Source organism: Halomonas cupida, from assembly GCF_900142755.1.
GTDB lineage: Bacteria > Pseudomonadota > Gammaproteobacteria > Pseudomonadales > Halomonadaceae > Halomonas > Halomonas cupida.
The window spans coordinates 242,334-261,356 of the sequence record NZ_FRCA01000002.1 but is presented as its reverse complement, the minus strand read 5'-3'; the positions used below and the strand labels follow the sequence as shown (position 1 = coordinate 261,356).

Here is a 19,023-nt window from a genome sequence, read left to right as displayed (position 1 = left end):
CGGTGACAGGCCATATTCAGACGTACGTTTGAATGTCCTGCTCATCCACCACGGAATCCAAGAATGCCTCCTGCACCTACTCCCTCCTTCCCGTTGTGGCGGCGCGCATTGCAGCGTGTGGTCGAGGTAATCCCTCATACTCAGCGTCTCGACCTGCAGGTCGTCGAAGTCGATGATGATGGTGTGACATTCCATCAGCCCTGGCAGTCGAATCTTTGCGGTGATATTCAGCGTGAGCTGGTACACAGCGGTGTACTGAGCATGTTGCTGGATACCGCATCCGGTGCGGCACTGTTGCCGGCATTGCCGACACCGGAAATCTGTCCGACGCTCGACCTTCATGTCAGCCATCGCCGCCCGGCAACGGCCGGACAGGGGCTGTGGGTACGTGCCCGTGCGGTGGAAGTCACCCAGTCGCTGGTCTTCACCGAAGCCGAAGTCTGGCAACAGCCTGGTGTCGTCATCGCGCGTGCGACGGGCCATTTCATGCGCCTTGGGGAGCGCAATACACCGCCGGACTTTGCCATGGCATTGTTCGAAGGTCTGGAAGACGGTGCTTCGGATGAGACGGCAACTGCCGCTGCCGTCTCTCCCTCCGCGGTGCCCGCTTCGCAAGAGAGGAAGCTCGTGCCGGAGTTGCCGCTCGAATTCCGGGTGCTGGACTCTCTGAACCGGGGGCGCGAGAGTGGTGATATCAGCGCCTGGCTTGAGTGGATTCCCTATGCTCAATACATTGGCGTTCGGGCGGCGGGTAGCGAGGAGCCGGGGCAGTTTGTGCTTGAGCCTCGTCGACGCAATATCGGCAACTTCATGCTGCCTGCCCTGCATGGTGGTGTGGTAGCCGCCTTCATGGAAACGGCGGCAGCATTGAGTGCCCTGCAGGCCGGGCGGGAGCCGCGCCTGCCGCGCCTTGTCGATGTCACGCTGGACTACCTGCGCAGCGCCGAGGTCAAGCCGACCCATGCGCAGTGCTGGATCGAGCGGGAAGGGCGACGTATGGCCCACGTCAGGGTCAAGGCGTGGCAGGACGACGATCGGTTACCGGTGGCCAGTGCGCGCGTCAACTTCCTGCTCGGTGATTTGTAACATCCGCTGACCCATTTCTCTCGTCACGTGGCTTGAAATGCCACAGCCAGGCCCCATATCCCTGAGCATATCGCAGTAGCGCCCAATGATGGGCGTTGTTCAACGAGCGGCATCTGCCGTGGATCCTGGCCAGACATGTCGAAAGGGGTTCGACCAACCATGACCACCGCTACCCACGAAGAAACACTGGGTTTCCAGACTGAGGTCAAACAGCTCCTCAATCTGATGATTCATTCGCTGTATTCCAACCGTGAGATCTTCCTGCGCGAACTGATCTCCAATGCTGCGGATGCCTGTGACAAGCTGCGCTACGCGGCGCTGGACAATGACAGCCTGTATGAAGGCGACAGCGAGCTGCGTATCGAGATTGAGCACGACAACGATGCTGGTACGGTCACCATTCGTGACAACGGCATCGGCATGAATCGTGAGGATGTGGTGACCAACCTCGGTACCATCGCTCGCAGTGGCACCGCCGAATTCCTCAAGCAGCTCTCCGGTGAGCAGCAGAAGGATGCGCGCCTGATCGGTCAGTTCGGGGTGGGCTTCTACTCGGGCTTCATCGTTGCCGACGAGATCACGGTGCGGACCCGCAAGGCGGGTGATGAGGCCGCGGCCGGTGTTGAATGGCGCTCACGCGGCGAAGGCGAGTTTACCGTGGCCGATGTCGAGCGCGAGCAGCATGGCACCGAGATCATTCTGCACCTCAAGGAGGATGCCGCAGAGTTCGCTGACGACTTCCGCCTCCAGAGCCTGGTACGCAAGTATTCCGACCATATCGAAGTGCCGGTGAAGATGCCTCGCACCGAGACGGCGCGGGATGATGATGGCAATGAGGTCGAGGGATCCGAGGTTACCACCTGGGAGAACGTCAACGAGGCAACCGCACTCTGGGTGCGCCCCAAGAGTGAGGTATCCGACGATGAGTACAAGGCCTTCTACAAGCACATCGCCCATGACTTCTCCGACCCGCTGAGCTGGAGCCACAACAAGGTCGAGGGCAAGCTCGAGTACACTAGCCTGCTGTATGTACCGGGGCGTGCACCTTTTGACCTCTACGAGCGCGATGGTGCGCGTGGCGTCAAGCTGTATGTGCAGCGCGTCTTCATCATGGACGATGCCGAGCAGTTCCTGCCGCTGTATCTGCGCTTCATCAAGGGGGTGCTCGATACCCGTGATCTGTCGCTCAACGTGTCTCGCGAGCTGCTGCAGCAGGACCCCCAGGTCGACCGGATCAAATCGGCGCTGACCAAGCGTGCTCTGGATATGCTCAAGAAGCTGGCCAAGGACAAGGAAGCCTATCAGGGCTTCTGGAACACTTTCGGCTCAGTACTCAAGGAAGGTCCGGCGGAAGACTTCGCCAACCGTGAAAAGATCGCCGAGTTGCTGCGTTTCTCCACCACGCATAACGACAGTGCGACTCAGGATCAGTCACTGGCTGATTATGTGTCGCGCATGCCGGAAGGTCAGGATCGCATCTACTACATCGTCGCCGATGGCTTCAATGCTGCACGCAACAGCCCGCACCTCGAGATCTTCCGCAAGAAGGGCATCGAGGTGGTGTTGCTCCATGACCGCATCGATGAGTGGCTGATGAGCCATCTAACCGAGTTCGACGGCCACAAACTGGTGGATGTTGCCAAAGGCGACCTCGACCTGGGTGATGTCGAGAACGAGGACGAGAAGAAGGCGCAGGAAGAGACCGCCAAAGCCAAGGAAGATCTGGTCAAGCGCGTCAAGGATGCCCTCGGTGAGGAAGTGCAGGAGGTCAGGGTGACCCATCGTCTGACCGACTCCCCGGCCTGTGTGGTGCTGCCGGAGCATGAAATGGGCTTCCAGATGCGACGCATCATGGAGGCTGCCGGGCAGAACGTTCCCGAGGTCAAGCCGATCCTCGAGCTCAACCCGGAACATGCGCTGGTCAGTCGCCTGGAGGGCACCGAAGGTGACGGCTTCAATGATCTGTCGCGTATCCTGCTCGATCAGGCGATCATCGCTGAAGGTGGTCATCTCGATGATCCGGCCGCTTACGTCAAGCGTCTCAACGCTCTGCTCAGTGCCTGATAGATATGAGCCAAGGCTGATTGACTTGGGTCAATATAGATACCTCCATTGGCTGATATGGTGATACCACGCTCCCGGTGAAACCATGGATGGTTGAGCCCCTTCAGGACAGAAGAGGCCGGGAGCATTGACTTCTTCAGAGCGACATTGCGCAATGTTGCCCTTGAATCAAGCAAAAAGGCCGATACCTCAGGGTATCGGCCTTTTTTCATGGGCATCCAGCGTGTCAGTCGGCCGGTTGGCTGACTGCCTGGTCACGTTCGCGGGCCTGACAGGCGGCGGCGGTGAACAGTACATCCGTCGAGGAGTTCAGCGCCGTCTCGGTGGAGTCCTGCAGCACGCTGATGACGAAGCCGATCGCCACGACCTGCATGGCCACATCTGCCGAGATGCCGAACAGGCTGGCGGCCATGGGGATCAGCAGCAGTGAACCGCCGGCGACACCGGACACACCACAAGCCGCCAGTGCTGAGACAATGCACAGCAGCAGAGCAGTGGGAAAGTCGACGCTGATACCGAGGGTATGAGTTGCCGCCAGGGTGATCACGGTGATGGTGATGGCGGCACCGGCCATATTGATGGTAGCGCCGAGCGGAATCGAGATCGAATAGGTATCGGCGTGCAGTTTGAGTCGCTTGCACAGCTCGAGGTTGATCGGAATGTTGGCCGCGCTGCTGCGAGTGAAGAAGGCCGTGATGGCACTGCCGCGCAGACAGGTGAACACCAGCGGGTAAGGGTTGCGGTGGATCATCAGGTAGACAATCACTGGGTTGGTGACCAGCGCCACAAACAGCATGCAGCCGAGAATGATGGCCAGCAGGCGGCCATAGTCCAGCAGTGCGCCCATGCCGGAAGTCGCCAGGGTCCCCGCGACCAGGCCGAAGATGCCCAGGGGCGCAAAACGAATCACCAGGCGGACGATATTCGACACTGCACTGGATAGGTCATTGAGGGCGTTCAGGGTGGTGGCATTGGCGCCACGTAGTGCAATGCCCAGACCAACCGCCCAGGCGAGAATGGCCACGAAATTGGCCTCCGTCAGCGCACTGACGGGGTTGGCAACCACGCTGAGCAGCAGGTCACGCAGGATCTCGAGCACGTTGCCGGGAGGATTGCCGCTGGCCTGGGGCATGTCGATGATCAGCGTGGTCGGGAACAGGAAGCTGGCGGTGACCGCCACCAGGGCTGCGACCAGCGTACCGATCAGGTAAAGCACCAGCACTGAGCGAATGTGGGTGGGCTGGCCCTTGCGGTGGTTGGCGATGGCTGCCATGACCAGTACGAAAACCAGTATCGGTGCCACGGCCTTGAGTGCGGAAATGAAGATCTGACCCAACAGGGCGACGGACTCGGCCGTCTGAGGTGAGACGAGGACCAGCAGTACACCGCACACAATGCCGATGGCGATCTGCGGTATCAGGCCCAGGCGCAGGATAGCGCGCAGTGGAGCAAGCAATGGGGCTGTCATCTTGGTGTTCTCGGAGTGTGAAGTGGGGGCGGATCACGCCCTTTCATGGCCATGCACACGCGGGGGTAACCGCGAAGCGGCGCATTCTAACATTCCGATGCAGGAAGGTGGGGGCGACTTAAGTCGCAGAAAGCGAGTGATATTCCATGCCGAATGGCTGAAAGATAGATGAATCAGGTGGCTGGAAGGTCGGTGGTAGAGTAGATCAGCCACGAGCCACGAGCCACGAGCCACGAGAACGCTACGCTCGAGCCGAACCCCGAACCCCGAACCCCGAACCCCGAACCCCGAACCCCGAACCCCGGCTCGTGTTTGTGATCCAGGGTGCGGCACTATACTGCTCGAAGCTCGAAGCTCGTACTCGCCTGTCACAGGTGCCGGCCTACGTCCTGTCTTTCGTGGAGGACTCGAATGATTTGCAGATGATCGTCCCGATCCCGGAAGAAAATCACATGCGAGCCGGTGCGGCACTTCAGATACCCGGGACGCACGTCGGCTGTATTGCCCCGTTTCTGGCCCGAAGCCAGAGCAAGGCAGGCATCGCGGATTTCGTCGGTATAGCGGTCAGCCTGATCTGGCCCCCAATTCTCGGTGCTGTAGTCCCAGATACTGTCAATGTCAGCCCGCGCCGCAGGCGAGAATACAAGGGCTTTCATCCAGCCTTGTACTCCGCCCGTTTTCGGGCCTTGAATGCCTCGAAATCGAAGGGCTGTGGCTCCCCGGATTGCTCGCCTTCGACCAAGGCAGCTTCCAACGCCTTGACTCTGGTCTCGTGCTCTTCCAGCAGGCGCAGTCCAGCTCGAACCACATCGCTGGCAGAGCCATAACGGCCTGTCTGCACCTGCTCGCTGACGAAGTTGGTGAAGTGATCTCCAATCGTTACGGATGTATTCCGAGCCATGATGACGCCTCCTGCCGCTGGTTTGATGAGCGTATACCAATAAGTATTACAGTGCCAGTGTTCGGGAGCGTGGTGTCTGCTATACGAACAGGGCGGACAGGAAGTCACCGCACAGTGGGGCACTTGGCTCCGAGCCTGAGGAATAGCAGTAATTGCTGAGCTATTAACATGGCAATCAAATAGCTCATCCTGATCGATTTGATTTTCGCCCGCACGACACTGGCGCAGATGCGCGGATCTGTTGGTGTGGTGCGGTCTCGCGTCGGCCTGATGGCCGACGGCGGCACGCTCCTGTGCCGCCATTAACCCAACATGAAAGCATGCCGGGTTAATCACAGGTTGCACTGGACCACTCGTGGCTCGCGTCTCACGGCAGGGGTTGCCTGTGATCCAGGGGGCGGCACTATACAGCTCGCAGCTCGCAGCTCGCAGCTCGCGTCTCGAAGCTCTCTGCATTATCCCCTTGCGCCGCGCAATGCTGCGGCCAGCTCTCGGGTCAGCTTATGCACCGCTGCTGTACCCTGTTCAGGCGTTTCGCCGCTTGCCTGGGCATCGATCAGGGCTGAGCCGACTACCACGCCGTCGGCGAAGCGGCCGATGGTGGCTGCCTGTTCCGGGGTACGGATACCGAAGCCGACGGCGATGGGAATCTCGCTGTGTTCGCGGATCCGCTCGACTTCCGTGGCGACACGCTCGGCCGTCGGGGCGGCGCCACCGGTGACCCCGTTGCTGGAGACGTAGTAGAGGAAGCCCGAGGTATTGGCGAGCACCCCCGGCAGTCGTCGGGCGTCGGTGGTCGGGGTAGCCAGGCGAATGAAGTCGAGACCTGCGGCGGCCGCCGGCAGGCACAACTCATCGTCGTGTTCCGGAGGCAGGTCGACGACGATCAAGCCATCGACTCCAGCGCTGCGTGCCTCATCCAGGAAGCGCTCGACGCCACGGCGATAGATGGGGTTGTAATAGCCCATCAGTACCACCGGCGTATCGTCATCCTGACGGCGAAGCTCGCGCACCATATCGAGAGTCTTTTCCATGGTCTGGCCACCATCCAGTGCACGTCGAGTGGCATGCTGGATCGAGGGGCCATCGGCCATGGGGTCGGTAAAGGGCATCCCCAGCTCGATAATGTCGGCACCAGCCTCGGCAAGGCCGCTTAGCGTCGCGAGGCTGGTGGTGTAATCAGGGTCGCCGGCGGCGATATAGGTCACCAGAGCCGCACGGTCTTCCTCGCGTAACTGCTGGAAACGGCGGTTCAGGCGGTCGTGAGTCGTGGTCATCAGGTTATCTCCTCAAGGCGCAGTGACAATCAGTGGGCATCATTCGAGCAGCGAACGTCGAGGCCGGTACCTATCAAGCCAGGTGATCGGCCAGGTGCTCGGTGACAGTGGCCATGTCCTTGTCGCCGCGTCCGCTGAGGTTGACCACCATCAGATGGTCACTGGGCAGAGTGGGTGCACGACGGATAACTTCAGCCAGCGCGTGGGAAGACTCCAGCGCCGGGATGATGCCTTCCAGACGACACAGTAGGCTGAAGGCATCCAGTGCCTGCTGATCGGTGGCGGCGACATACTCGGCGCGTCCCACCTGATGCAACCAGGCGTGTTCAGGACCGATGCCCGGGTAGTCGAGGCCCGCCGAGATCGAGTGGGCGTCACTGATCTGGCCCTGCTCGTCCTGCAGCAGGAAGGTTCGGTTGCCGTGCAGGACTCCGGGGTGGCCACCCTGCAGGCTGGCGGCATGGCGTGGTGTGTCCATGCCTTCACCGGCGGCTTCCACGCCGATCAACTCCACCTCGCTGTCCTCGATGAAGGGGTGGAACAGGCCCATGGCATTGGAGCCACCCCCGATGCAGGCCACCAGCGAATCCGGCAGACGACCTTCCTTGTCCTCGAGCTGCTGGCGAACTTCCTTGCCGATCACCGACTGGAAGTCGCGCACCATGGCCGGATAGGGGTGAGGGCCGGCAACGGTACCGATGATGTAGAAGGTGTCCTCGACATTGGTCACCCAGTCGCGCAGCGCCTCGTTCATGGCATCCTTGAGCGTGCCATCCCCTGCGGTTACTGGCCGTACAGTGGCTCCCAGCAACTGCATGCGATGTACATTGGGCTGCTGGCGGTGGATGTCGGTGCTGCCCATGTAGATCACACAGTCGAGGCCAAAGCGAGCCGCCACTGTTGCAGTGGCCACACCATGCATGCCGGCACCGGTCTCGGCGATGATGCGAGTCTTGCCCATACGGCGAGCCAGCAGGATCTGGCCCAGGGCGTTGTTGATCTTGTGAGCACCGGTGTGCATCAGGTCTTCGCGCTTGAGATAGACCTTCGCGCCACCCAGGTGCTCGGTGAGTCGTGCTGCGTAGTACAGTGGGCTCTGGCGACCCACGTAGTCGCGTGACAGTTCAGCCAGTTCGGCGGCAAATTCCGGGTCCTGGCGGGCGAGTTCATATTCCTGTTGCAGATCAAGGATCAGCGGCATCAGGGTCTCGGCCACAAAGCGACCGCCGAAGTCGCCGAAGAAGCCCCGCTCGTCCGGGCCGATCTGAAGGTTGGCATGCGTCATGCTGGGAACCTCATCATTGCAGGAAAAATTCAACTGTTGTCAGTTTTTTCAACTGTTTCCATTTGCTGTCACCTGCCATGTTCGGGCCGGCGAGCCTTTGTATAGTGAGAGATTAGGTGTAGCAGGGCTCGAAGACTATCGATTAATTTGCCATGATGTGTGAGTTTTTATCACATGAGGAGTGGCTTGTGGCTGGCCCGGATTCCCGAGACCTGACGGATCTGCCGTCCCTCAATGCCTTGCGGGCCTTCGATGCGGTGGCCAGCGGGCAGAGTGTGTCCCGCGCCGCAGAGGTACTGCATGTCACCCATGGGGCGGTCAGTCGCCAGATCCGGCAGCTGGAGACACAGCTGGGTATTGCCTTGTTCGAGCGAGCTGGACGCGGGTTGGTGCTGACTGTTGCCGGGCACCAGTTGGCCGTGGCCACGCGACAGCACTTCTCCGGCCTGGCACGAACCTGTCGTGAACTTTCGCGAGCTGACGGCAAGGCGCCTTTGGTGTTGAGTTGTCCGGGCTCCTTTCTGGCACGCTGGTTTATCCCGCGCATGGCGGAATTGCAAAGGGCACTGCCGGAACTGGAGCTGCACTTGACGGCCAGTGACGACAGCAGCGTACTCAAGCCTGGTGTCGACGCTGTGCTGCGTTTTCAGGCTCCTCCGCTTGAGTGCGGTGAAAATGAACAACTGCATATTCTGGGGCCTGAACGCATCGGTCCCGTAATGCGCCCTGGCCAGTGGCCTGAGCTGGAAGGAGCCTCGACACTATCGCTCGGACAGTTGGCAGAGCGGCTGGCCAGATTGCCGCTTCTGCATACCGGCTCGCGTCCCGACGCCTGGGCCGACTGGGCTCGACATCAAGGGCTGGCAGGCGCAAAACTCGCCGCAGGGCAGGGGCCCGGACATCCGAGCTTTGAACATTCTGGTTTTGAACATCCTGGTTTTGAACATCTTGGCTTCGAACACTTGAGCTATCTGCTCGAGGCGACCCTGGTGGGGCTGGGTATCGGTATCGCCCCGGATTATCTGGTCGAGGAGGATCTGCGCAGTGGGCGCCTGGTGGCTCCATGGGGCTTTGTCACCACGGAGGCCCGCTTGACACTGGTGATTCCGGGAGACCGTGGAGCGCCCAGACACCCGGCAACCAGTGAGCTGGTGGCGTGGCTATCTCGTCAGTTGGCAGCCACGCCGAGCTGAATGTCGGATCTCTGGCCGGGCCGGTGAACAACGTTCAACGCAGAGTGTCTGCCCAACTCATGTAGCGCAGTGAGAAGACGGCCTGGGGGTGACAACTGTCGGGCTCTGTCTGTGGTGTGGCGGGCTCGGCGCGGAAGTCTTCATCCTCGGCAGAGACCACCTTGAAGGCTTCACGGATGATGCCGATATCGCAGGTCAGTGCCTGTTCGTAGGTGTCGCGTACCTGAGGAGACAGGCGATGGGTACCGCGGCCATCCTGCCACCAGACATGCCAGCCATTGTGGGCCAGCGTATCGCCCCATTCGGCATACAGGGCAGGAGACAGGAAGCCACCGGTGAACATGCTGAGATGCAGCTCACCATCCAGCGCCGCTGCGGTACTGGCCAGCTGTTCCAGCAGCTCGTGACGAACACTCTTGTCACGGAACAACCAGTCGTCCAGTTCCAGCGGTAGGTACCAGCCGACGGGATGCAGTGCCCATTCGTCCTGCAGCCGACGCTGTTGGCGGATGGCCTCCGCCATCTGTTGATACCAGTAGCTGGCAAAGCGTGGGTTGTCGGGCAGCGTTGCGTAGTATTCCGGGTCCTGAGTCAGGCCGAGGACCAGCTTCAGGCCGTGTTGTTCGGCGGAGGCCAGGGCCTGTGCCAGCCAGCCGGTATTGCCACCGAGGTCGTCCTCTCCGTAACGGGTCCATTGGACCATGACGCGATCGAAGCCGGCATCTCTGGTGTGTTTCCAGATAGCGTCCCATTGCTCGGATGACAGAGTGGCATCGCGATTCTGTGGTTGATAGAAGATCCCGTGGGACTCCCTCAGCTCTCGAGGAGGCACGTGCTGCATGCTGGCATGGGAGTCATTCAGCACTGTATGGATGATTTCTGCAGCCAGCAGTACCAGCAGGATAATGCACGCTGCGGTACCACTTCGCTTCACATGTCCAGTTCCAGATTTATCGCCCATCCATGGTTTCCACCGTATAGTTCGCCTGATACCGAGCGTTGAAATTCGGTGCCGATGGTAAGCTTGCGGCGATAGGCATTGTACTGATCCTCGTCATACCAGAGTTGCCAGCGAACGCCTGCCGCCACTCGGCCATCACTGTCCCAACCGTTGCCGCGCTGGCTGGTGAATTGAGCGGCCACATAGGGCATCAAGGTCTGTGCGGAAGTGGTGCCCAACTTGAACGAATGGCCCTGCTGGTATCGAGCATAGACCTGAGCGGATTCTCGGTGTATCCACCAGGCGCTGTCCAGATACAGCGAACGCTCGTTCCAGTGAGTTTCACTGGGCCGCCATTCACTACTGTAGTCGCCCTGGTCGAACAGTGAGGTGTTGGCACGCAGCATCACGTCGAGGTCGCTATCACCTCCGTCGCTGTGGTCGGCATAGAGTTCAGCATAGAGGTTCAGATTATGCGTGGCGAAGGGTCTGGCACGCAGTCCGAGGCCGAGGGACTGGCTGTCGGCGTAGCTGTGATGACTGTCGTTATCGCCCTCACTGCCACCAAGAATGGCACGGCCATATACCGCCAACTGACGACCATCGTGCCAGGGCTCGTTGCCCAGTGCATGATCCCATTCGAGGATCTGGGAGTTGATGCCTCCGCCGCTGTCATTGTTCTCTTTGTTGTTCTCTTCGTTGTAAATGCCAGCAGAGGGCAGGGTGGGGGCCCAGCTACTGGAAATCCGAACACTGTCACGCCGCGACAGGCTTTCATGCATGCGGCGCTGCCAATAGCGCCGATCGGCGATGACGGACGCTTCTGCCCCGCCGACGGCGATATCTTCCGACTGAAGATCGATGGAGCGCCTCAGCCAGTGGCGTGTGCTGGCGTAATTTCCTGATGAGAACTCGAGGTTGGCCAGACTGCTGGTGACCATGAAGTCCTCGGGATAATCCCGGCTGGCCTGCTCGAGTAGTGATACGGCACGCTGGCGTGTCGGCGCGTCATCGGCTGCGGCCAGGTTGATGCCCAACTGTCGGGTCAACTGAGGGGAGTTCGGATTGAGTCGCCAGGCCTGCTCCAACCACTGGGTGGCCAGGCGATCATCACCGACATTGGCTGCGACGGCACTGGCTTCGACCAGTTGTCCAGTGTCATCGGGATTCGTGGGTGAAGGCGTCACAGCGCTGCGTGCCAGTTCGAGGGCGTGCGCGTTTTCTCCCCGCGCCATGGCGATGCGTGCTCCCAGCAGGCGGGTACGACTAGAGCTGGCGTCGAGGTCCTGCCAGAGCGTCCAGGCATCCTCGGTGGCACCAATGGCCAGTGCACTGCGGGTTTCGGCCTCGTGAGCGGCGGCACCGAGATGCTGCCAGGGGATCTGTTGCCATTGTCGCCAGGCACCGGGATTGTCCCCGGCATTGCTCAGGGCATAGGCCAGCGCACGGCGGTTGTCCTCGATCAGGCGGGTATCGTGTTCGTCGAGGCTTTGACCCAGTGCCTTCTGCCAGAGCACCGCGGCCTGACCTGGCTGATCCTTGGCACACAGGGCCAGGGCGCGCCATGGTGTGGGACGCAGTGACTCAGCCAGTGGATTGATCAGGTCACAGCGTTGCGCGTACGCCAGACTTTCCAACAGAGGCCTGCGTTGCTCCGGGGAGATCCGGGCAGTGATGCTGGTGAGGGTCGTCGCGTCCAGGCTTTCGGGCGATTGGCGATAGAGGTCGGCGAGACGCTCGATGGTACGAGGGGCCAGGCGCTCAGGGTGTTGCTGCAGCACTGTCTGCAGCAGGGCGATGGCGTCCTGGTGATGTCCTGTTTCGGTCAACTGGTAGCTTGCGGTTTCCAGTGACCGAGGGTCACCGGTCAGGCGGTAGTGAGCCTGCCAGGCTCGGGCGGCGCGCAGGGAATCGCCGGCACGAGTGGCCAGCTCGGCCTCGAGCTGCCAGCGCTCGGGGCTGGAAGGCACCGCCTGCAGCCACGCAAGCGCCTGCTGCCAGTCATGCTGGCGAGCGTATCCGTGTACCAGAACCATGGTGCGCTGATCGTTGAGTGTCGCGGGAAGAGGGGTGTTCTCGATCAGTTCCAGAGTATCCAGTCGCGCTGCCAGATTGAGCCAGGTGGCTGCGCTCTCGGGTTGTCCAGGAGGGCACTGGCGGAGCACCTTGCGGGCATCCTCGACGGAGTGATCGGCCAGCCATACTGCCTCGCTCAGGCAGTTGTCACTGTTGTGCAGAGCAAGGTCACGGACGGTCCCGACGTCACTGACTTGAAGGGCCGTTTCCACCAGCTCCGCTCGGGTTGTCTCGTCCAATGCACCCAGGCGGTCGAGCTGCTTCAACCAGCGCTCGGCCAGCCTGGGGTGTCCCAGCGCAATGGCATGCTGGGCGCCTTCGTTCAAGGCGATGGTCTTCTGATCATCAGGCATCACTTCCAGCAGTCGGTCGAGGCCTGGGGCGTCGCGGTTGCCCACCAGCCCAGAGATCAGTCGTTGCCAGTCGTTATCGTCGAGCTCGCCGCGCTGGGCATGTGGGGTCAGCGTGCCTATAACGGTTGGCCAGTCCTGAGCGGATTCAGCAAGACTGGCACGGTAGCGATCAAGGGACAGATCGTTGCCGTTGCCGATGTCGCCCAGCCAGTCTGCAGCGAAGCCGGCACCACGGGTCACGCGTAGATGCTCCGCCTCGCTTCGCCACAGGCGCTCACGGCCACTGCCGGTGGTTTCCTGCACCCACTGCCTGACCTGATCAGGTGTTGCATGGCCGCTATTGATCCACTCCTCCTGGAGCGCCAGGCGCTGAGTGACGGCAATGTTGGTATCCAGGCCATGCAGGGCTGCTAGAGCTCCTTCGATATCGCCTTGTTCCTGCAGCGACTGCGCCAGTAGACGGTGTGCCTCCAGGTTACCGGGGACCCGAGCGATGAGATGCTCCATCAGTCGTTGGACGTCTGCCCAGCGGTGCTCATCGGCCGCACGGTAGGCGTGGTCGAGATAGGGATAACTGCGGAAGTTGTCGAAATGGCTCAGGTCCGCCTGACCCTGGGCTTGCACCAGGCCGGGAAGCAACATCATGGCAAGCGCGAGAGACTTCTTCATGCCGCTTGCCCTTCCAGTGTCTGACGTGCGAGTTGTTCTTCCTCATGGAGCACCTCGAGTGCCTGATCGAGAGTGGGGGTATCGATCATGCCTCGCTCCACCAGGAAGTCACCGAGTCGCTGCTGTTGGGGGGCGAAGTCGATCATGGCCTGGATGAACAGGGTATTCGACAGCCAGCCTCGTTCGAGCAGTACCTGGCCCAGCAGGACCTGATGACAGCAGTAGGCATCGAGACAGGCTTCGTCGACGTCGTCATCCGGCTGCCAGGCGGAAATCTGATGCTCTTCGTTTGGCTGGAGTTGGCTCAGGTGCCAGTGGCGAAGGCCGAGGGTGACACGGCCGGTCGGTACCAGATAGACCTCGACCTGACAGCGGAGTCGACGGCAGATAGCGCCAATGGCCACTGGTGTCAGGGGGGATTCTGTGGCCAGTTCGAGCACTCCGTCATGTTCGCCGATCGGCAGAATGGCATAGCGCATGGCCGTGGCGGTGGGGACTCTTTCGATCAGCTTCACAGGAATGGCCAGCGGATTGATCGAGCGCCAGTGCATCTCATGCTTACGCGCTAGTGCGCTGGCCAACTGGCGACCGCTGATCAGCCTCTGGACGAGCATTTCTCGGCCTTCTTCACGCTGAATTCCCTGTGCCTTGAAGGCTTCCAGCTGCTGGTGTGTGATGGCTCCGTCCTCCAGCAGGTATGTCTCCAGTGGCACCTGGACCGGCAGTTCCACATGCGGAAACTCATGGGTGGTCTTGTCCCAGGCGAAGGTACGGTGGCGAGCCCGTTGCATGAACAACCGCCAGGCGCGCACATTGGCGAGGAAATTGATCACGTTGCTCCACAGCATGCGCGGGAAGGACAGCAGTCCCTGGCGCCATCCGTAGTAGACCTTGACGAAATAGAAGCGCTGAAAGGCACGATTGGCCAGCAGGAGACCGTTGAGCCACAGCAGTGTGCTCAGCGGGCCACCGCTGAGAATATCGGGGAAACGCCAGGCTTCGGGAACCAGTACGGCGGCCAGCCACAGGCTGACGAGAAGGATCAGCAGGCAGGAGGCAATCAGGGCGACCGGGTAGGCGATCACGCCGCGTCGATCACGCCAGAGAAAGTAATTGAGGCGCCAGTCACGACTCCAGCCGAGGTGCTGATAGCCCTGGAATACGATACCGGTGATCCAGCGTGACTTCTGGCGGATCACTGCCTTGAAATTGGTCGGGAAGTGTTCGCGAACACAGATCACTCGGCTGTCGTGGTAACGCTGTCCCGCAGCGTGCTCACGGTGTGGTGACAGACGGTCGTCGTCGGTGCTGTAGCGGATGAAGGCGCAGGACATGCCTCTTTCGTGGAGGCGGAACCCGATGTCGTAATCCTCGGTCAGGCTCCAGATATCAAAGGTAATGCCGTCATTCAACTCGCGCAACAGGGTCAGTGCGCGGCGGCTGAAACAGGTACCGACACCAGCGCTGGGGACCTGACCGGTGATTGCCTCACGGGTGACCACATCCTTGCCGTGATACTCGGAAAACTCATCGATGTAGTGCCCGCTGGAAAGCTGGTACCAGCGTGGGCGAAACGGATAGACAGGAACCTGGATCAGATCCTTGTGAGGCAGCAGGTAGTTGAACATGCGCAGTTCGAGCGGCGAGATGACATCCTCGGCGTCGTGGAGTATGCAGCCGGCGAACTCTATCCCCGCCGCTGCCTCGAAGTCGGCGATGGCCTGGATGATGTTGTTGAGGCAGTCGGCCTTGCTGGTAGGGCCGGGGCGTGCCGTCACTACCTTGTGCACGTTGTGGAAGGTGCGGGCAACGACATCGACCTCGGCCTGGGTCTCTGGGTCGTTGGGGTAGGTGCCGACGAAGATCTGATAGTTCTCGTAGTCCATGGTGTTGGCCATGAGCTGTGCCATGGAACCGACGACGCCGACCTCCTGCCAGGCGGGCACCATGACGGCCAGAGGTTTTTCCGGCACGTCGTACAGCCGATCCTCGTTGGCATGCGGATGTTCCTGATAAACCGTCCAGCGGCGCCAGAAACGACGTGTCCAATAGCAGATATCGAGGAAGAGGTCGTCGAGGCCGCACAGCAGCATCAGCATGGCCAGGAGCAACGCTACCCACTTCAGACCGTAGAGCACATAGATGAGAATATCGACTGCCAGGAAGCTCAACTCGCTCATTCCACGCTCCCTGCCGCATCTCCACTCTGTTGCTGGCCCTGACGCTGCCGGGGCTTGATGGCGATGGTCTGGACAGCGTTGGTGCCTGTGTGAGACATGGTTTTCGCCACTTTCGGCTCGGGGGTCATGGAAACGCCTTCTCCGCTTTCTGGCACTGTGCCGACAACCATCATTACTGAATACATGTTGTATCCCTCGTCAAACAGCGGTTTCGGTGGCTCCAGTGCCATTGTGCGCAGAGCGGGCAGTCCCGGAAGTGCTCTGTTCGGATTGATGCGGAAACGGCTCGAGTTTACGGCCCGACACCATGGGTGTCCTGGTCGTGACTAGGCTAGAAGGGGTATGAGGGTATGACAAACAAGGGTATTGAAGTTTATCAGTCAATGGTAGTTGTATGGTGGTTCCATTGAGCAGTGATCGACTCTGCGCCATGTTCGGCTCGAGGCATCCTGTGGCGTAGTGGTTGAATGGTATCTGCATCGCATTGTGGGCAGCGTGTCGGGGCTGTGACGGCTGATTCAATGGGGAGGTGTATTGGTAGTCAAATTTACTGGGTTTTCTGCTCGTACGTAAGTATGTAGTTCAGGTGTCGTGCGCCATTCGTCCAGGCGTGCCTTGCCATCTTGTGGAGGTGAATACATGGCCGGTCGTTGGATAGTAGTGGTGTTCGGTCTCTGGGGGCTGGGGACTGGGTGGAGTCATGCGCTTGAGCCGCCGAAGGGGCCTGTGGTGTTGGTGGTCAGAGGTGATATCACCCACACCAATGTCGGTGATGAAGCGCATTTCGACCGGGACATGCTTGAGTCTCTGCCGCAACGCGAGATTTCCACGGATCTACCCTGGTACGATGGCCCATCGCATTTCAGTGGTCCGCTGACGCGTGAGCTGCTGGAACTCGTCGGTGCGCGAGGAGACGAGCTGTATGTGGAGGCCCTCAATGATTACGCAGCACAGATTCCTCTTATCGATGTGATCGACTACGACGTAATACTGGCCACGAGTCGCAATGGCCGCACACTACGTATTCGCGACAACGGCCCTCTGTTTGTTGTCTACCCCTTCGATGACCACCCAGAACTGTGCACCGACATCTACCTGACCCGCTCGGTGTGGCAGGTAGCCAGTATTGAAGTGCGTTGAGTCGCCTGACCCGGGGCCAGAATATGTACTCTCTTCCCTTCCGTTCACGAATTTCGGCCATCGCGACACTGCTGTTCTTTGTGGCGGCTCTGGTGGCCGGGGGGCTGACCTACGATCGACAGCAGGAATTGCACCAGCGCGTGCTCGACACGGTGACCTGGGGCCTCTATCAACTGGATCGCAGTGTGAGTGATCTGCGGGTATGGGTGACCGATGGTGATGTCGAGCAGTCCCTGCTCGATTACGAGATCCTGTACGGGCGAGCAGCGATGCTCGACGAGGGGCAAACGCGGCGTTTTCTCGAGGAAAGCGAGGGTAACCTGGACTGGTCTCGGGAAGTCGGTTCCGAGGTGCAGGCACTGGAGCCGATCATCATGAGTATCGCGACGGGGGACCAGACGCTCGAAGGCGAGACGCAGCGCGCGCTCATCGCAGCACTGGATCGGCTTCAGGTCACCACCCGCAGCATGTTGCTCAAGCACAATGAATATGTCGCTCAATTGCGTAGCAGAGACACTCGTGAGTTGATGCGGCTCTACGTCGTGGTGCTGCTGTGTATTGTCCTGATCATGGTCGCGGGGACGATCCTGGTGATGGCGCTGATTCGCGAGGGGCGAGCGCATACGCTCAAGGCTGAGCTGCTGGAGGCTCAGTCCCGAGCGTTGAGAGGGGCTGCCCAGCGTGCCGAGTCGGCCAACCGGGCCAAGACGGATTTCATGGCGATCATGAGTCATGAGATGCGTACGCCACTGAGTGGCGTCATGGGCATGGCGGATCTGCTCAAGGACGAGCAGCTCAGTGAGGAGGGGCGACAGCACATCGAGGGCCTCGAGGCCAGCGCAGTAGGGTTGCGCATGGTGATCAGCGACATCCTCGACTATACCCGTATCGAGTCGGGGCTGCTGGATATCGAGAAATCACCGTTTTCACTGAAGAACCTGCTTGATCAACTGGCACTTGGCTACCGCACTCAGCCCGATGGGCGGGTACAGTTTCTGATGCGACAGGCGCCATCCCTGCCCGAGAATGTCGAAGGCGACCGATATCGCTTGCGTCAAGTATTGATGAACCTGCTCAACAATGCCTTCAAGTTCACCGAGCAGGGCTTTGTCATGTTGCGGGTCTGCCGCGCGGAGGCATCACGCATATCCTTCGTGGTCTATGACACCGGTTGCGGTATTGCTGACCAGGATCTGGGTTTGATCTTCCAGCCGTTTATCCAGCGCGATACAACGCTGGCCTGGCGCCATGAAGGCACTGGTCTCGGACTTGCCATATCACGCAGCCTGGTCAAGGCCATGGGCGGAGATCTACGAGTGGATAGCCAACCCGGCAGTGGCAGTCGATTCTGGTTCGAGATCCCTTTGCCGGTCAGCAATCGAGAGGAGGTGGTTGAGCCTCCTTCCCCTGGCGATGGGCTGGCATTGCCGGACCCGCACCATGTGTTGGTGGTCGAGGATAATTCGCTCAACCGTGATCTGGTTGCTGCCATGCTGTCACGACTGGGGCAGTCCTGTGAGCTGGTCGCCAATGGCGAACAGGCACTCGATGCCCTGGCCGAGCGTGATTTTGATCTGGTGCTGATGGATCTTCAGATGCCGGTGATGGACGGGTTGGAGACCGCCCGACGTTGGCGTCAACAGGAGCACCAATGGCTGGAGGAGGGTCGTCTCGCACAGCCTCTACCACTGGTTGCGGTGACGGCCAATGTGTTGCCGCATCACCGCAAGGTGAGTTTCGAGGCGGGGATGGATGATCTGATCAGCAAGCCATTCACCCGCCGTGAACTGCGTACGATACTGCAACGCTATCCATCGCGGCTCTACGCATCCTTGAGTACGGGGCTGGAGCAGGGGGAAGCGCTGCGCTCACAGGACATCACTGACCCGGCAGAGGGTGGCGCCAGGGTAGTCACAACGGCACACAACGCCGCCGTGGGAGACAGTCTGGTGGTGCAGGAGGATCTACTGGCTTGCCATGCTGGCAGTGAGCCGGTTGACGACATGGCCGGAAAGCTGGACAGCGAGGTGCTGGCTGAGTCGACGGTCAAGGAGTTGTGCTCTGTCATGTCGCCTGCGGCGCTGGAACGTATGGTGCTGGGCTATCTGGCACGGTTCCCGGCGCGCCTCGAGCGCATGTACGCAGCTATCGAGGTGGATGACCGCGAAGCGCTCGAGCAGGAGACCGAGGAGCTCAGGAGTGCCTCGGCTGTGATGGGCTGTCGAGCGGTAGAGCAGGCGGCCATGGAGTTGGCGGACCAGCTTGCTGAACGGGACCTGCAAGGACTGCGTGCCCGTGTCAAGGACATCGAGCTTCAGGGCGCGCGGACAGGCAACGCCTGGCGGGATCTCGAGGTACTCCGCCATCACCACTGAAGACCATATTCCGCGT

The 19,023-nt window shown here is 60.4% G+C and carries 13 protein-coding genes; 5 read left to right on the top strand and 8 right to left on the bottom strand.

The genetic code is table 11. The features are described from left to right. The first annotated feature begins 63 nt into the window (after window positions 1–63). Together BUE38_RS23220 and htpG are read left to right on the top strand one after the other, a co-directional pair. Entirely contained in the window at window positions 64–1,086 is a 1,023-nt protein-coding gene (locus BUE38_RS23220; protein ID WP_234986780.1) for a PaaI family thioesterase, read from the top strand. 159 nt (window positions 1,087–1,245) lie between these two features. Then, entirely contained in the window at window positions 1,246–3,150 is a 1,905-nt protein-coding gene (gene htpG, locus BUE38_RS05375; protein ID WP_073434003.1) for a molecular chaperone HtpG, read from the top strand. Window positions 3,151–3,376: 226 nt separating this feature from the next. Here htpG and sstT read toward each other — a convergent pair whose 3' ends face one another. The 5 genes from sstT to trpB all read right to left on the bottom strand — a co-directional run bounded on the left by sstT (window position 3,377) and on the right by trpB (window position 8,081). Then, a complete protein-coding gene (gene sstT, locus BUE38_RS05370; protein WP_073434002.1) occupies window positions 3,377–4,618 on the bottom strand; it encodes a serine/threonine transporter SstT in 1,242 nt (413 codons plus the stop codon). Window positions 4,619–4,986: 368 nt separating this feature from the next. Then, complete coding sequence (locus tag BUE38_RS05365; RefSeq protein ID WP_073434001.1) at window positions 4,987–5,274, bottom strand: type II toxin-antitoxin system RelE/ParE family toxin; 288 nt, start codon at window positions 5,272–5,274, stop codon at window positions 4,987–4,989. Then, a complete protein-coding gene (locus tag BUE38_RS05360) occupies window positions 5,271–5,519 on the bottom strand; it encodes a type II toxin-antitoxin system ParD family antitoxin (RefSeq protein WP_073434000.1) in 249 nt (82 codons plus the stop codon). Before BUE38_RS05360 ends, BUE38_RS05365 begins: the two co-directional genes overlap by 4 nt. A gap of 455 nt (window positions 5,520–5,974) precedes the next feature. Then, the gene (gene trpA, locus BUE38_RS05355) at window positions 5,975–6,796 is read right to left on the bottom strand and encodes a tryptophan synthase subunit alpha (RefSeq protein ID WP_073433999.1); all 822 of its coding nucleotides are present in this window, start codon (window positions 6,794–6,796) and stop codon (window positions 5,975–5,977) included. A gap of 73 nt (window positions 6,797–6,869) precedes the next feature. Then, on the bottom strand, window positions 6,870–8,081 hold the full coding sequence (gene trpB / locus BUE38_RS05350) for a tryptophan synthase subunit beta (protein WP_073433998.1): 1,212 nt from the start codon (window positions 8,079–8,081) through the stop codon (window positions 6,870–6,872). A 188-nt stretch (window positions 8,082–8,269) separates the two neighbouring features. Here trpB and BUE38_RS05345 point away from each other — a divergent pair, with 188 nt between their 5' ends. Continuing rightward, window positions 8,270–9,274, top strand: coding sequence for a LysR family transcriptional regulator (locus BUE38_RS05345; protein WP_234986779.1), 1,005 nt, complete (start codon window positions 8,270–8,272; stop codon window positions 9,272–9,274). Window positions 9,275–9,308: 34 nt separating this feature from the next. On the opposite strand, the gene BUE38_RS05340 is transcribed toward BUE38_RS05345, so the two are convergent. From BUE38_RS05340 to BUE38_RS05330, 3 genes are read right to left on the bottom strand one after another with little or no spacing between them, the layout of a single operon-like run. Beyond that, on the bottom strand, window positions 9,309–10,208 hold the full coding sequence (locus BUE38_RS05340) for a DUF4434 domain-containing protein (protein ID WP_200802139.1): 900 nt from the start codon (window positions 10,206–10,208) through the stop codon (window positions 9,309–9,311). Then, complete coding sequence (locus BUE38_RS05335; protein WP_073433997.1) at window positions 10,205–13,312, bottom strand: NfrA family protein; 3,108 nt, start codon at window positions 13,310–13,312, stop codon at window positions 10,205–10,207. Before BUE38_RS05335 ends, BUE38_RS05340 begins: the two co-directional genes overlap by 4 nt. Continuing rightward, window positions 13,309–15,492 carry a glycosyl transferase family protein gene (locus tag BUE38_RS05330; RefSeq protein ID WP_200802138.1) on the bottom strand — a complete coding sequence of 728 codons (2,184 nt, stop codon included), beginning with the start codon at window positions 15,490–15,492 and terminating at the stop codon, window positions 13,309–13,311. Before BUE38_RS05330 ends, BUE38_RS05335 begins: the two co-directional genes overlap by 4 nt. A gap of 639 nt (window positions 15,493–16,131) precedes the next feature. Here BUE38_RS05330 and BUE38_RS05320 point away from each other — a divergent pair. After that, window positions 16,132–16,632 carry a putative pterin-binding protein gene (locus BUE38_RS05320; RefSeq protein WP_073433995.1) on the top strand — a complete coding sequence of 167 codons (501 nt, stop codon included), beginning with the start codon at window positions 16,132–16,134 and terminating at the stop codon, window positions 16,630–16,632. Window positions 16,633–16,655: 23 nt separating this feature from the next. After that, complete coding sequence (locus BUE38_RS05315) at window positions 16,656–19,007, top strand: ATP-binding protein (RefSeq protein ID WP_073433994.1); 2,352 nt, start codon at window positions 16,656–16,658, stop codon at window positions 19,005–19,007. Window positions 19,008–19,023 lie beyond the last annotated feature (16 nt).

What these genes read in the sequence shown, in the direction of transcription:
- BUE38_RS05315 (WP_073433994.1), top strand. Translation starts at nt 16,656, where the DNA reads ATGTACTCTCTTCCCTTCCGTTCACGAATTTCGGCCATCGCGACACTG.
- sstT (WP_073434002.1), bottom strand. Translation starts at nt 4,618, where the DNA reads ATGACAGCCCCATTGCTTGCTCCACTGCGCGCTATCCTGCGCCTGGGC.
- BUE38_RS05320 (WP_073433995.1), top strand. Translation starts at nt 16,132, where the DNA reads ATGGCCGGTCGTTGGATAGTAGTGGTGTTCGGTCTCTGGGGGCTGGGG.
- trpB (WP_073433998.1), bottom strand. Translation starts at nt 8,081, where the DNA reads ATGACGCATGCCAACCTTCAGATCGGCCCGGACGAGCGGGGCTTCTTC.
- BUE38_RS05335 (WP_073433997.1), bottom strand. Translation starts at nt 13,312, where the DNA reads ATGAAGAAGTCTCTCGCGCTTGCCATGATGTTGCTTCCCGGCCTGGTG.
- htpG (WP_073434003.1), top strand. Translation starts at nt 1,246, where the DNA reads ATGACCACCGCTACCCACGAAGAAACACTGGGTTTCCAGACTGAGGTC.
- BUE38_RS05365 (WP_073434001.1), bottom strand. Translation starts at nt 5,274, where the DNA reads ATGAAAGCCCTTGTATTCTCGCCTGCGGCGCGGGCTGACATTGACAGT.
- BUE38_RS05360 (WP_073434000.1), bottom strand. Translation starts at nt 5,519, where the DNA reads ATGGCTCGGAATACATCCGTAACGATTGGAGATCACTTCACCAACTTC.
- trpA (WP_073433999.1), bottom strand. Translation starts at nt 6,796, where the DNA reads ATGACCACGACTCACGACCGCCTGAACCGCCGTTTCCAGCAGTTACGC.
- BUE38_RS23220 (WP_234986780.1), top strand. Translation starts at nt 64, where the DNA reads ATGCCTCCTGCACCTACTCCCTCCTTCCCGTTGTGGCGGCGCGCATTG.
- BUE38_RS05330 (WP_200802138.1), bottom strand. Translation starts at nt 15,492, where the DNA reads ATGAGCGAGTTGAGCTTCCTGGCAGTCGATATTCTCATCTATGTGCTC.